The sequence below is a fragment of the Bifidobacterium sp. ESL0827 genome (genome assembly GCF_052606685.1).
Map to the genome: position 1 here is coordinate 2,135,773 of NZ_CP199597.1, position 14,247 is coordinate 2,150,019.

The window sequence follows — 14,247 nt, forward strand, 5'->3', positions numbered from 1 at the left end:
GTGAATTTCGAGATGGGTTTCATGGGAACGGGTCGGTCCCGGCTCCGCCATGAAGGCCATGGAGCGAACAGGAATGGAGTAAACCTTGCCCGGATATGCCAAGGACAAAAAGCGGACCATCACCAGACTCCGGCGTGTCGAGGGCCAGGTCAGGGCCATTGAGCAGATGGTCGAGTCGGACACCTACTGCATCGACATCCTCACCCAGATCGCAGCCTCGACCAGCGCCCTGAAGTCGGTGGCTCTGACCCTGTTGGACGACCACATGAACCACTGCGTCCGTGAGGCTGCCGAAAAGGGAGGCGAGGAGGCCGACGAGAAGATGCAGGAGGCTTCCGATGCCATTGCCCGCCTGGTTCGTTCCTAGCCCCCCCCCGTCAGCCAGGCCTAATCCGCCCGGGAATAGCAGTCCATAAGCAACGGGTATAGGCATTTTTTCGGGAATCGCTGGATTTCTGCTTTTCTCCTGTTAGATTGAACCCCAACCCTAGGCCGTTTGGCCCTGGGGAGGAGAGCTCGATGAGGGAGAGGCAATGTCGGAAACAGGTTGGGATTGGGCGGCCCTGATAGTGGTCGTCATTCTCTTTGCAGGGCTGGCCCTGCTGAGCAGGAGGACCAAGGTCAATTTCAGTTGGCGGGTCATCATAGCGACAGTGCTGGGAATCCTGGTGGGTGTGGGCTTCTCAGGTCACACGACCTATGTGGGGGCATTCGGTAACGTCTGGTCCGAGGTCATATCGGCCCTCGTGGTGCCCCTCCTGCTCTTCAGCATCATCGCCAGCATCAGCCGCATCGGCGGGTCAGGTCGGTTGAAGAACATCAGTGTGAAGACCATCGTTCTGCTCATGGTCAACACCTTCACAGCCGCCGTGATCGCCCTGGTTCTGGGGCTGCTCTTCCAGGTCGGCAAGGGATTCAACCAGGCCCTGCCCAAGGGGGCCAAGCCTCACGAGGTGCCGGGAGTGCTCGATACCCTGATCGGCCTCTTCCCTTCGAATCTGGCGGAAAACTGGGCCCAGAACCAGGTCATTCCTGTCGTTATCTTCGCCATCCTCCTGGCAGTCTCTCTGAACAAGGCCGCCTCGACACCGCGTGGCGAACAGAGCGTGGCCCCCTTCAAGACTTTCGTGGAAGCCGGCAATGTGGTCCTGTCCAAGGCCACCCAAATCGTGGTCGGCTTCACCCCCTATGCGGTCCTGTCCCTGATCGCCGCCGCCATCGGTCGTAGCAACCTGAAGAGCCTTCTGCCCTTGTTGGCGGTTCTCTTGGTGGCCTACCTGGGTCTGGCCATTCAGCTCTTCCTGGTTCAACCCCTGATCCTGGCCTTGGTCGGCCGGGTCAATCCTCTGCCCTTCTTCCGCTCCCTTTGGCCGGCGGGCGTGGTGGCCTTCACCTCCGAGAGCAGCATCGGCACCATTCCTGTTACGGTCCGTCAGCTGCGCTCTGCCGGCGTTCCCGAAGAGACGGCTTCCTTCGTGGCCAGTCTGGGAGCCAATCTAGGCATGCCCGGATGCGCCGGACTCTGGCCTGTTCTCTTGGCGGTCTTCGCCATCAATGCTCAGGGAATTCCTTACTCCCCCCTGCGTTTTGCCCTCCTGATCGTCTTTGCTCTGGTGGTTTCCGTGGGAACGGTGGGTGTGCCAGGCACAGCCACGATCACCGCCACCTCCCTCTTCACGGCGGCTGGCCTGCCCGTACCCTTCATCGCTATCATGCAGCCTATTTCTCAGATTGTGGATATGGGCCGCACATTGGTGAACGTGGCTGGTGCAGCTAATACGGCTGTCATTGTGGCCAGGACCGAGAATGAACTGGACCTTGACCTCTACAAGGGTCGCGAGGTCTTCGACGACCAGGATATTGAATGACATCGAATGACTGGTCTCTATAACATTGCAAGCCGTATGGTCGGGCGGCAGGCGGCAAGAGGATGAACCATCCTGTCCCGACCTGTAGCTGTCGGGATATCGAGTAGTCCGAACAGCCACGGTTGCCATCGGACCAATAAAAAATGTCTTCGACCGACATCAGTCAGCCGAAGACATTTTCATTTCTTCGTGCGAACGGAGGGAGTTGAACCCTCACGAGCATCAGCTCACTGCCACCTGAAGACAGCGCGTCTACCATTCCGCCACGTTCGCAGACAACTGGAAAGGCTAGCACGTTTGTCTATGCAGCGCAATAATGGCGTGTTGGTTCAGCCCTTGGATCCGTGAGCGTAGAACCTGGCCAGCGTCTCCTTCTTGTACTCGTCAAAGTAGCCGCCGTCGATGGACTGGCGGATTTCGTCCAGCAGCCTGACGAAGAAGCGTTCGTTGTGGATGGTGGCCAGGGTGTAGCCGTTGAGCTCATGAGCGCGAAGCAGATGGTCGATGTAGGCCCGGGAGTAGTGGGTGCAGGTGTAGCAGTCGCAGTCTTCTTCGATGGGTCTGAAATCAGTCTTGAACTGGGCGCGCTTGATGTTCCAGCGACCGTCACGGGTGAAGACGGCTCCGTTGCGGCCGCAACGGGCGGGGGATACGCAGTCGAAGGTGTCTCCGCCGTTCTCCACGCCAGCAAAGATGTCGTCCACAGCGGCGATGCCCAGCACGTGTCTGGGCCGAGATTCGGGCATTTCGTCGCAGATCCAGGCGCAGGTCTGCCCCAGCAGCCGTTTCTCTATGGCGCCCCCGATGCCCACGCCGTCGAAGTCCAGGGATGCGATCTGGCGGGCGGCACGTCGGCGCAGATCCTCATAGTTGGCCCCCTGCACCACGCCGAACAGGGCCTGGTAGGGCTTGCCGGTCCGTGCCTGGGTCAGCCTCTGATGCTCATCCACGCAGCGTTTGGCCCAACGGAAGGTGCGCTCCACTGACTGCTCCTGGTAGGTGCGGGTGTTCATCAGGGTGGTCAGCTCGTCAAAGGAGAACATGATGTCGGCGCCGATGCGGTGCTGGATGCCCATGGAGATTTCAGCCGAGAAGCGGTGCCGGTCGCCGTTGAGCGGGGACTTGAAGGTGACCCCGTCCTCGTCCACGAAGGCCAGGCGCTCCTTGCCTTCGGCGATCACCTGGTCCGACTTCATGCCGGTCACGTCCATGGCCAGTGTCTTCTTGAAACCAGCACCCAGCGAGAGCACCTGGAAGCCGCCCGAATCGGTGTAGGTGGGACCGTCCCAGTTCATGAACCTGGCCAGACCTCCGGCTTGGTCCAGAATTTCGGGGCCGGGGCGTTCGAACAGGTGGAAGGCGTTGGCCAGAAGGACCTGGGCGCCCAGCTGCCGCATCTGCTCGGGCAGGACGGCCTTCATGGCCGCCTGGGTGGCCACGGGGATGAAAGCGGGGGTGCGGATGTCTCCGTGAGGAGTGTGGATGATGCCGGTGCGGCCATAGCGGCGGCCACCGCGTCCCAGGCCTTCCGGGCTGTCAGGCAGGCGGTTCAGGGTCTCGAAGGAGAATACGGTGCGGTCGCCGGGGCGGCCCGGCGTGGCTCCCAGCGGGTTGGTGATCAGGCTCATGGCTCCACTGTATCCAAGACATCCAACCGTCCCCCTGCTGCCCTGTGTACAGTCGATGTGACTTTCATACAATGTCCAGACAACATTCAGTATCTCGGCTCTAGACTTGGAAGCAATGCATGCAAGGACCCGCTTCGCCTGTCAGCCGGAAACAGCAAAAAGCGCGGGCGACGGGGTAGATTGACAAGCGTGACCGAATAGCAGGCAGCGGCATCGATCCAAAGGAGCAGAAATGGCTGAAGAGCACAAGGCCGACCCTTGGAGGGGCGGCGATGACGATCAGTCCTGGCAGCCAAGCCACATCGAGCGCGGGGCCACCAGTCAAGAGCAAGAGGCGGGAGCTTCTGCGGACCAGACCGACTCTGCTCAAGTCCCCGCGCCAGAAGAAGGGGATCAGCAGACTCAGGCTTGGGACCAGAGGCCCACGACCCCTATTGCCATGCCTGGCGGTGATGCACGACCCGCGACTACGGAAAACGGGTCGAATGGCGATAGCGGCACCGGGGCTTCAGCCTCCGCCTCCAGTGGCTCGGCCGCGGGGCAGGATGCGCCGACGCAGCAGCAGCCTTATTATCGGCCTGCGCCTGAGTATGGAGCATACGCGCCAGCAGGCTCGCGTCCGCCTGCCAACAATCAGGGTCAGCAACAACCCAATCAGCAGCCCAACCAGCAGCCTAACCAGGGATATGGCTCAGGTCCTCAGCAGGGCTTCTTCGGGCAATACGGACAGCCAGGCCAGTTCGGTCAGAACGGCCAGCCACGTCAGAACGCCGGCCAGAACCCCCAGGGCGGCCAGCCTTCCGGCCAGGGCCCCTATGTGCCTTTCGGATCCGGCGGCCTCAACGGTCGGCCTGGTCCCGCCCACAACGCCAGCAGCAACATGAGCGGCACGGGCAAGTACGTCTTCACCGCCGTGGTGGCTGCCCTGGTGGCTGCGGCTCTCATGCTGGGCCTGGGCTGGGCGGCTCTGTCCAACGGATGGATCACCTTGCCCTCGTCCTCCTCGCTGAGCGGAGTCTCCTCCAACTCCTCGGGCCAGGGCACAGCCAAGGTCGAGGGCGGACAGGCTCCTGACTGGCAGGGCATCAGCAAGCAGGTCTCCGAGTCCGTGGTCTCCATCCAGGTGCAGACCAAGAGCGGGGTGGGTGCCGGATCAGGCGCGGTCTTCGACACCCAGGGCCATGTGGTCACCAACAACCACGTGGTCGATGGCGCCCAGGAGATCCACGTCACCCTCTCCAACGGACAGATGTACACGGCCAAGGTGGTCGGCACCGACACCACAGCCGATCTGGCCATCCTCAGCCTGGATCAGGCACCCTCCGACCTGAAGCCTGTGAAATTCGCCGACTCCGAAAAGCTGGCCGTGGGCGAGAACGTCATGGCCATCGGCAACCCCTTGGGCTACGAGAACACGGCCACCACCGGCATCGTCTCGGCTCTGAACCGCCCGGTCTCGGTCATGGACGAGAGCAACAACAACCCCATCGTGACCAACGCGGTCCAGCTGGATGCGGCCATCAACCCCGGCAACTCGGGCGGCCCCACCTTCAATGCGGCTGGCGAGGTCATCGGAATCAACTCCTCCATCGCCTCCATGGCATCCTCCAAGTCGGAGGCGGGGTCCATCGGCATCGGATTCGCCATCCCATCCAACCTGGTCAAGCGGATCGCCGATGAGATCATCAAGGACGGCAAGGCCAAGCACGTCTCCCTGGGCGTCACCATCCAGAGCAGCACGGCCCAGGCCGACGGGGTCACCCGCGGCGGCGCCAAGGTCACCAATGTGGTTTCGGGCTCCCCGGCTGACAAGGCTGGCATCAAGGTTGGGGACACCATCGTGGCCTTCAATGGCCATGCTGTCAACAACAACTACTCCCTGCTGGGCTTCGTCCGGGCTGCAGCCTTCGGCGACTCGGTCAAGATCACCGTGGTACGCGACGGCAAGACCGCCGAGGTGAACGCCACCTTGGATAGCGAGGAGCAGAACGTTCAGGGCAAGCCCAGGACCAACAGGAAGAACTCGGGCGGCAGTGGCCAGGACGGCGACTCCGACCAGGGCGGTTCGGGCGACGACGATGATTCCATGGATCCCTTCCGCTTCTTCTTCGGGCAGTGATCCAGGACTGAACCCAGGGGCCGCATCCGTCAGTTTGGCGGGTGCGGCCCCTTGTCATACTCGCCGGCCATCGCTGGTCCTGGCGCGGTATAGGCTTGAAATGTCAAGAGCAGAAGAGAGCCGTGATCCGGCTACGGCTGTCAGGTAGACAAGTCCGGAGCGGGGAAGTGGTCATGTCAAAAGTCCTGAGTTTCGCCAAGAAAGTCCCCATGCTTTGGGTGGTTCTGGTCTGCGGGCTGGTCATGGGTCTGCTCTGGCACCCCTATCGCCAGGCTGCCCAATGGCTGGTCGCCGTCCTGGTGGCCGTCTCATTGGTGGACACCCTCAAGGGGATGATCGATGACGTGCGCCAGGGCCACGTGGGCGTGGACATCCTGGCCGTGGTCGCCATCCTCTCCACCCTCGCCGTCCAGCAGTACTGGGCCAGCTGGGCTGTGGTCCTCATGCTCTACTCGGGAGACGCCATCGAGCAGTACGCCGGGAACAAGGCGCAGAACAACCTGACCGTCCTGGTCCAGGCCGCCCCTCAGGTGGCCCATGTGGTTCAGGCAGAGCTGCCGGAGGGGGAGCATGTCCTTCCCAAGGAGAGCGACTGGAGCACGGTGGATGTCGATAAGGTCCGTCTGAACGACCTCCTGGTGGTCAAGCCCGGCGAGACCGTGCCCGTTGATGGTGAGCTGATCAGCCCGACCGCCACCCTGGACATGTCCACCATCAACGGCGAGCCCATGCCCCGCAGGCTCTACCAGGACGCCCAGGTCATGTCCGGAGCGGTCAACGGTTCGGGCACCTTCCTGATGCGTGCCCGGCAGCTGGCGCGGGACTCCCAGTACCAGCGAATCCTCAGCCTGGTGCGCTCCGCCCAGAACTCCCGGGCTGCAGTCGTCAGAACAGCCGACCTGATGGCGGTCCCCTTCACCGTGGTGGCCTTCATCATCGCCTGCGTGGCCTGGATCATCTCCGGCGTGCCGACCCGGTTCGCCCAGGTTCTGGTCCTGGCAACCCCCTGCCCTCTGCTGATTGCCGCCCCTGTGGCCTACATGGCCGGGACGGGAAGGCTGGCCAAGGCGGGGCTGCTGATCAAGACCCAGGATGTGATCGAGAATCTGGGCCGGGTCTCGCACATCTTTTTCGACAAAACCGGCACGTTGACCGTAAAACGTCCCCAGGTGTCCAAGATTGACCTGCCAGACGGTGGGAAGCAGAAGGTGGATACGGACCGGATTCTGGCCATGGCGGGTGCTGTGGAGTCCTACTCGGTCCACATCCTGGCCAATGGAATAGCCGAGGCCGGGGCCGCCGCCCAGGAGCGACTGCGGGCACAGGGCAAGGGAGAGGCCCATCTGCATGCGCGGGAGGTTCAGGAGGACTCCGGCAATGGGGTACAGGGCCAGGTCGACGGCCACCAGGTCAAGGTGGGCAGGGCCCAGTTCGTGGCAGACGGGCATTCAAGTGATTTATTCGGCCCCCTGGCTCCTGACGAGATGGCCTCCTACGTCTCTATTGATGGGGTCTTGGCCGCCAGGGTCGTCATGAAGGACGTGCCCAGGTCGGATGCCGCTCAGACCATCACCCAGCTACGGGAGTTGGGCATTACCCGTCTTTCCATGGTCACCGGCGACAAGGAGGACTCGGCCCGGATCATCGCCGACCAGGTGGGCATCACCGACGTGCATGCCGGCCTCTTCCCCGAGGACAAGGCCAATCTGATCGCCAAGGCTTCCAGGGAGGAGCCCAATCGGCAGCCATTCTGGGACATCTGGCTGTCCAAATTCCTTGGTGAGTCAGTGACCAAATCCATCACCCTGATGGTGGGGGACGGGGTCAACGATGCTCCGGTCCTGGCCGCTGCCGACGTGGGCATGGCCATCACCGACGGAACCACCACGGCCGCCTCCGAGTCCGCCCAGGCCGTAATCATGAATGACGACATCGCCTGTCTGCCCAGGTCGATCGCCATCGCCCGCAGGACCAAGAGGGTCATGCTCCAGGCGGTCATGCTGGGGCTGACCCTGGCCACAGTGGGCATGCTCTGTGCCGCCTTCGACCTGATTCCGGTGGTTGTCGGCGCCTTTACGCAGGAGGCCATCGATGTGGTTTCCATTCTCTGGGCCCTGACTGCACTGATAGACCGGGACTGAGGCCATTCACGACGCTTGGTGAAAGTCCCGGGGATGGAGCCCGACTAGCTCTGTTTCCGACCGTCGCTTTGCGTTAGGCTGACAAGCATGAGCGATATTAATGTTAATGATTCCACCATGCCCGCACCGGCCCGCGGCGAGGAAGCCGACTCACCCCTGCGCGTGGCCGTCATAGGCGCGGGGCCTGCAGGGGTCTACGCCTCTGACATCCTGCTGCGCCAGCTTCGGGAAAAGGGAGCAGACCTGGGTCTGGGCGACCGGGCCCGGATCGATTTGTTCGAGAAGCTGCCCGTTCCCTTCGGTCTGGTCCGTTACGGCGTGGCCCCGGATCATCCCAGCATCAAGTACATCGCCGGCGCCTTGGAGAAGACCCTGGACAACCCCGAGATCCATCTCTATGCGGATGTGGAGTTCGGCAAGGACGTCAACTTGGATGATCTGCTTCAGCGCTACGATGTGGTGCTCTTCGCCACCGGTGCCGTGGACGACCGCCCCTTGGAGATCGCCGGCCACGAGCTTGATGGCGTTCACGGGGCCGCCCACTTCGTCGAATGGTATGACGGCTATCCCGACGCTGACCAGGACTGGCCCCTGGATGCCAAGCAGGTGGCCGTCATCGGAGGCGGGAACGTGGCCATGGATGTCTCCAGAATCCTGATGCGGCGGGCCGACGACCTGCTGGGCACCGACATTCCCGATAACGTCTACCAGGGGATTCAGGGCAACCAGGCCCGCGAGCTGCACATGTTCATCCGTCGTGGCCCGGCCCAGGCCAAGTTCTCGGTCCAGGAGCTGCGTGAGCTGGAGAAGTTGCCTGGAGTGCAAATCGTCATTGACGAGGAGGACTTCGACCTGGATCAGGAGACCATTGATCGAGCCGGTGCCGACAAGCTGACCCGGCAGATGCTGGAGGAGCTTTACACCATCAGGGAGATGGCCGAGGACATGGCTGAGGACGGCGGCGTCGACTTCGAAGGCAATCCTGCCGACCGCCATTTCTATATGCACTTCTACCGGATGCCTGCCGCAATCATCGGCCAGGACGGCAAGGTGACCGGCATTCGCGTGGAGAAGACCAAGGTCACGCCCGAGGGCACCATGGAGGAGACCAGCCAGTACGAGGAGTACCCGGTTCAGGCCGTCTACCATGCCATCGGCTACAAGCCTGCCGAAGTTCCCGGCATTCCCTACGATTTCGCCGGCTATACGCTCTCCAACGTCCACGGTCGTGTGACCACTGCTCCCGAGGGGCAGGACGGCCGACCCATCGACCGTCTCTACGCCACTGGTTGGGCCAAGAGGGGACCTGTAGGTCTGATCGGATCCACCAAATCCGATGCCCTGGAGACCATCGGCAACATGCTGGATGACCTGGCCGCCAGCCCGACTCGTGGCCGCTTCGCCAAGGACCGCGACGACGATTCGATTGACCGTTTCTTGGCAGACAAGGGCATCCAGCCCATCGACTTCGCCGGCTGGAAGCGGGTGGATGCCTACGAGCGTGCCGAGGGCGCCAAGGCCGGCCGCGAGCATATCAAGGTCATCGACCCCGACCAGCTCCGCCAGCTAGCGCACGGCGAGTAGGCGATCGCTCTTAGGCCTGTGTTGACAGTGACAGGACTTGGATGAGGCTCATGAATCCTCACCCGGGTCCTATTTTCTTAGTATTCAATACTGGGTGCTTACTGCAGACGGATGGGCCTCGCGTAGCTATCATTGTCATTAGAGCCCATCACGGAATCGAAGGAGCGTGACATGGCTAATCTGACTCTCTATCCGGCCACCCTCCAGTGGGCCGTTGAGGAGGGTGATGCCGATCCAGTGGCCCTGTCTCAGCGCCGAGGGCTTGGCCAGTTACCGGATTGGCTGGAATCCAAGGAACCCGTGTCTGTATCCTTCAACAAGGTAGAGCAGCTCAGCAGGGCCCTGCATGTGCCCTTCGGTGCCTTGGTCAGGTCGGTTGTGCCCCAGCGTCGTTCTGAGCCTCTGGTCCAGTACCGGACCGTAGGCAATACGTCTGTGCAGCCCAGCAAAAACCTGCAGGACACCATAGACCAGATGCGATTCAGGCAGGAGTGGGCCAGGGATGAATTGCTTGAGTCTGGCCTGGATGCCAACCCACTGGTCGGTTCGGTGCGCGATGCCGAGCATGACGATGCCCTGGCTGATGCGCTCCGCTCCACCCTTGGGTTGGATGGGCGCTCTGCTTGGGAGGGCGGCAATTCCAGCGATCGCTTCCGTCAGCTCAAGGAACGCGCCTCTGATGCGGGCATCATGATCATGCTCAACTCCCAGGTGGGGTCTACCAGATCCCGCAAGCTGGATCTTCAGGAGTTCCGGGGATTCGTGTTGATCGACGACATGGCCCCGCTGGTGTTCATCAACAGAAACGATTCTTTTGACGGCATGATCTTCACCTTGATTCACGAGGTGGGACACGTACTGCTGGGCACTCAGGAGCTCTTCGACGGTATTGGCGGACAAGGGGACCGCAAGGCCACGGAGCGCGCGATAAATCGCGCAGTGGTAAAGGCCGTGATTGACGATGAGCGCTTCCGGCGGCTCTGGCAGGAGAAGTTGGACGCGGGCAAGGTGCCGGCCGACGCTGCGGAGTCTATAGCTGACGACTTCCATCTGAGTGCCTCGGCCATGGGGATACAGGCCCATCAGTTCGGCTTGACTGACGAGGATACACTCGAGGAACTGCGGGCACGAATGGATCGGTATCTTCAGGGCAAGGCCGCTCATCATCAGGAGCAGGAAACCCATGGTAATGGCAACAGGACCAATGCCTCCAGGGTTGATACCGGTTTCGTCCGCTTGGTCAATGCCGCCATGGACGGGGGCAGACTGGCTCCGACTGAGGGCTTCGACCTGGTGGGTGTGCGTTCTCCGCAGTCTTATCAGGGTTTGATTCGTGAAAAGAAGCTGATATGACTGCTACTCTCTACCTGCCTGATTCCAACATCTTCATCGCCTCCTACCGGCTCAACCATCCTTTCGACTACAAGGAGTTCCACCCCTTCTGGCGATGGATGGAAAAACTGGCTGAGGACAGGTCGATTGCCATGGTGGATGTCGTCTACGACGAGCTGGTCAACGAGCAGGCTGCCGATCCCGATATGTTGGATCTTTGGGTGCGTGCAGTGTTCAAAGGCCGCCAAATAAGCCACAAGGACGACAGGTATGCGCAGGTATATGCGAAAATCCAGGATTATCTGGTCACCTGCGGGCAGTATACGGAAGGCTCGCGCCAATACTGGGAGTCAGAGGGCAAGGCGGATCCCTGGCTGATTGCCGTGGCCAAGGTCGAGGGGGCGGTCATTGTGACGGATGAGGCCCGGGTTCCGCTACAACAGGGACAGCACATGAAGAAAGAGCCCAGGATTCCTAACATCGCAGACCAGTTTGGGGTGAAGACCATGAATCTTCGCCGGTTCTTCGATGCCAACGGGAGGTTGAAGAAGGCCCAATATGTTCCTAAACCTCGTGACAAGAAGAGCGGAGATCCAATCGTATTGTTCTGAATAAAGAGGGGGGCATTGGCAGCTTCATCTTTTCAGCGGTCGTTCAGCAAAAATTCAGCGGCATTGTCTACCATGGAACCCATGAATGGCAAGCTGAAGGTTCACGGACATTTCAACGGCCTTAAAACGACGCTTTTGTTCGCCCTTATGTGGGCCGTTATTATGCTCATCTGGTGGCTGACTGGCGGTCGCCAGGGGACGCTGGGCATCTATATCCTCATAGGCCTGGCCACCACTTTCGGGTCCTACTGGTTCTCCAACAAGGTGGCGATCGCCTCCATGCATGCCCGGCCGGTCAGCGAGCAGGAGGCCCCCGACCTCTACCGGATCGTCCGGGAACTGTCGGGGAGGGCCGGCAAGCCCATGCCCCGCATCTACATCGCCCCCACTGACTCTCCCAACGCTTTTGCCACAGGCCGTAACGAGCGCCATGCCGCCGTCTGCTGCACCCAGGGGATTCTGCGTATCCTCAACGAGCGGGAGATTCGCGGGGTGCTGGGCCACGAGCTCATGCACGTCTACAACCATGACATCCTGACCTCTGCTGTGGCTTCGGCCATGGCTACGGTCATCACCTACCTGGGTTACTCCCTCATGTATTTCGGCGGTGACAGCCGGGACAGGGATAGTGATTCCGGCGTCTTCGGCCTCCTGGGCGTGCTGATCAGCTCGATTCTGGCCCCTCTGGGTGCTTCCCTGATCCAGATGGCCATTTCGCGCACCCGTGAGTATGACGCCGACGAGGACGGCAGCCGGCTGACTGGGGATCCGGCGGCTCTGGCGTCGGCGCTGAATAAAATATCCTATGGGTCTCAGGCTGCGCCTATGCCGCAGACCGCCGGTACCCAGAGCGCCGCCGCCATGATGATCGAGAACCCCTTCTCGGTCAAAGGATTCAGCAGGCTCTTCTCCACTCATCCGCCCACCGATGAGCGCATCGCCCGCCTGATGCAGATGAGTCAGGAGATGGGGCAGACCCAGGTGAATTCCGGGCATGGAGCTCAGGTGGGGTACTGAGAGGTCGAGCAGTTTTGCGTCCCTGTCGATAGGAGATGATGCCTGGGATGACGGAGACCATCAATCTGGCCATCGTCGACGATCAGGAGCTGGTCAGAGCAGGACTGGTCTCGATACTGGCTGATGAGGACGATATCAACATTGTCGCGGATGCAGCCAGTGCCCGGGAGCTTCTGGAGCACCCTCGCCTGAGAGATGTCGATGTGGCCCTGGTTGACTGCCGTATGCCTGACATTGACGGGATTCGCCTCATCGACATCTTGCGTAAGAGAGGACTGAAAGCCCGATGCATCGCACTGACGGCATTCGACGAGGATGAGAACCTTGTGGGAAGCATCAAGGCTGGAGCATATGGGCACCTGCTCAAAGACGCCGATGCAGAGGAGATCATCGGCACCGTGCATAGGGTCTATAGGGGTGAACGCGTCCTCGGGACTGCAGAGTCGGGTAGGCTGATGGACCTCATCAGCAGGGAAGGCGAACCGTCGCAGCCTGTCAAAGCAGCGGGAGGAGTCGACGTAGCCGACGACTTCGATCGGACTGACCGTCAGATCATCGACATGATTGTGGCTGGTTTAACCAACAGGGAGATTGCCGATCATCTCTGCCTATCCCTGGGCACGGTCAGAAACCGCGTCAGTAGCATTTTCGACAAAACCGGCGTGCGCAATCGCACCGAGTTGGCCATGACCTCAAGGCGGTCATGAGCCCGTCAGAAACTGAGTCGTCTCAGGAGCGGAAACCAGGGTCCCTTCCCATACGTGGGCCTGGTGGAGGTCGCTTCGTTCTGCTGCTCCTTCCTGTGGTCAAAATATGGCAATCCTCTCAACTTCTTCCTCTTCCAGACGGTCATGGTGTCGGCCTGGCTGGGTTATAGGCTGATTCGGCGACGTATTCCTGCCCTCATTTGTGGGGGCCTTCTCATCGCGGTTTGTCTGGCAGCCACTCTCTTCGACAATCCGCCGCAGATGTTTCTCACCACCATCGTGACCGTGGATGTTCTCTTCGCCTTTCCGGAGATCTGGACCTGGGTTGCAGTAGGAGGGGAAATAGGGGTCTACATTCTGCATATGGCATGGAGGGGAGAATGGCGACGGGACTCCTGGGGCGATACGGTCCTGAACCTGGCTCTGATCGTCTTCTTCGCGGTGGCTTTCCTCTTTTACGCACGGGCCAGCCGTCTGCTCATTGAAAAGAACCGGCAGCTCGCCAGGCAGTCGCTCACAATAGAGAGCCTGGCCCTAGCTAAGGAGCGGGCAGAGATGGCCTCGCAGATGCATGATTCGATTGGTCAGTACCTATCGGCCATGCACATGGAGCTTGAGGCGGCGCAAAGGACCCTGCACAAGGGTTCATCCATCGACCGGGCCCTCACCCATGTGATCAAGGCCGAAGACATCGATAAGAAGGCACTGGCTCAGGTACGTCAGCAGGCCAGGGCTTTGAACCCGGCTGCCTTTGGCGGGGAGCTGACCAAGGAGTCGATTGTCGGTCTGGCAGACTCCTTTGAATCCACAGGTCTGCATGTGACCGCTACGGTGAATGGGAGCCTGGAGGGCCTGTCATCGCAGAATAAGGTCCTTATCTACCGGGCCTTGCAGGAGACTTTGACCAACGTGGTCCGTCACGCCCATGCCTCCTCCGCCTCAATTGTTATTGATCTGGCACCGAGAACCCTTCGCCTGTGTGTGACGGACGACGGGGTGGGTCCTGGCAAAGGGTCTGGTCGGTTTGTGCCGGGCTTCGGCCTGTCCTCCCTTGAGCAGAGGGTAAAGGACCTGGGCGGCTTCTTGCAGGTAGGACCGGCAGAGACAGCGGAGTCTTCCCGAGGTACCCGGGTAATACTCTCCCTTCCATTGACCGCGGATTCTTGCAGGTAACTTCTGCAGTGCAGCGGACGCAGTGACATTTGTCCTCCTGATGGTGACATCTGTCGGTAGCATCTCC

At 60.9% G+C, this 14,247-nt stretch carries 11 protein-coding genes and 1 tRNA gene; 10 read left to right on the forward strand and 2 right to left on the reverse strand.

The features are described from left to right. The first annotated feature begins 85 nt into the window (after nt 1-85). Both ACUIAI_RS08555 and ACUIAI_RS08560 read left to right on the forward strand, forming a co-directional pair. Complete coding sequence (locus tag ACUIAI_RS08555) at nt 86-367, forward strand: metal-sensitive transcriptional regulator (RefSeq protein WP_110412288.1); 282 nt, start codon at nt 86-88, stop codon at nt 365-367. A gap of 166 nt (nt 368-533) precedes the next feature. After that, nucleotides 534-1,868 (forward strand): dicarboxylate/amino acid:cation symporter, encoded by a 1,335-nt coding sequence (locus ACUIAI_RS08560; RefSeq protein ID WP_445342174.1) that lies wholly within the window; start codon nt 534-536, stop codon nt 1,866-1,868. Between the two features lie 190 nt (nt 1,869-2,058). Here the strand turns inward: ACUIAI_RS08560 and ACUIAI_RS08565 are convergent. Further along, nucleotides 2,059-2,141, reverse strand: a tRNA-Leu gene (locus ACUIAI_RS08565). A 56-nt stretch (nt 2,142-2,197) separates the two neighbouring features. Then, the gene (tgt, locus tag ACUIAI_RS08570; protein WP_445342175.1) at nt 2,198-3,496 is read right to left on the reverse strand and encodes a tRNA guanosine(34) transglycosylase Tgt; all 1,299 of its coding nucleotides are present in this window, start codon (nt 3,494-3,496) and stop codon (nt 2,198-2,200) included. Nucleotides 3,497-3,728: 232 nt separating this feature from the next. On the opposite strand from tgt, the gene ACUIAI_RS08575 reads away from it, so the two are divergent. From ACUIAI_RS08575 to ACUIAI_RS08610, 8 genes are all read left to right on the forward strand, one after another. After that, complete coding sequence (locus tag ACUIAI_RS08575) at nt 3,729-5,615, forward strand: trypsin-like peptidase domain-containing protein (protein WP_445342176.1); 1,887 nt, start codon at nt 3,729-3,731, stop codon at nt 5,613-5,615. Nucleotides 5,616-5,788: 173 nt separating this feature from the next. Then, nucleotides 5,789-7,756: a heavy metal translocating P-type ATPase gene (locus ACUIAI_RS08580; RefSeq protein WP_445342177.1), complete on the forward strand. Its 1,968-nt coding sequence runs from the start codon at nt 5,789-5,791 to the stop codon at nt 7,754-7,756. A 117-nt stretch (nt 7,757-7,873) separates the two neighbouring features. Continuing rightward, complete coding sequence (locus ACUIAI_RS08585) at nt 7,874-9,340, forward strand: FAD-dependent oxidoreductase (protein ID WP_445342857.1); 1,467 nt, start codon at nt 7,874-7,876, stop codon at nt 9,338-9,340. A gap of 171 nt (nt 9,341-9,511) precedes the next feature. After that, entirely contained in the window at nt 9,512-10,693 is a 1,182-nt protein-coding gene (locus ACUIAI_RS08590) for an ImmA/IrrE family metallo-endopeptidase (protein ID WP_445342178.1), read from the forward strand. Further along, nucleotides 10,690-11,283 (forward strand): DUF4411 family protein, encoded by a 594-nt coding sequence (locus ACUIAI_RS08595; protein ID WP_445342179.1) that lies wholly within the window; start codon nt 10,690-10,692, stop codon nt 11,281-11,283. The genes ACUIAI_RS08590 and ACUIAI_RS08595 overlap by 4 nt, the downstream gene beginning before the upstream one ends. Nucleotides 11,284-11,364: 81 nt before the next feature. Beyond that, nucleotides 11,365-12,300 carry a zinc metalloprotease HtpX gene (htpX, locus tag ACUIAI_RS08600; protein WP_445342180.1) on the forward strand — a complete coding sequence of 312 codons (936 nt, stop codon included), beginning with the start codon at nt 11,365-11,367 and terminating at the stop codon, nt 12,298-12,300. 47 nt (nt 12,301-12,347) lie between these two features. Next, nucleotides 12,348-13,007, forward strand: coding sequence for a response regulator (locus tag ACUIAI_RS08605; RefSeq protein WP_181415028.1), 660 nt, complete (start codon nt 12,348-12,350; stop codon nt 13,005-13,007). Between the two features lie 63 nt (nt 13,008-13,070). Beyond that, a complete protein-coding gene (locus ACUIAI_RS08610) occupies nt 13,071-14,180 on the forward strand; it encodes a sensor histidine kinase (RefSeq protein WP_445342181.1) in 1,110 nt (369 codons plus the stop codon). The last annotated feature ends 67 nt before the right edge of the window (nt 14,181-14,247 follow it).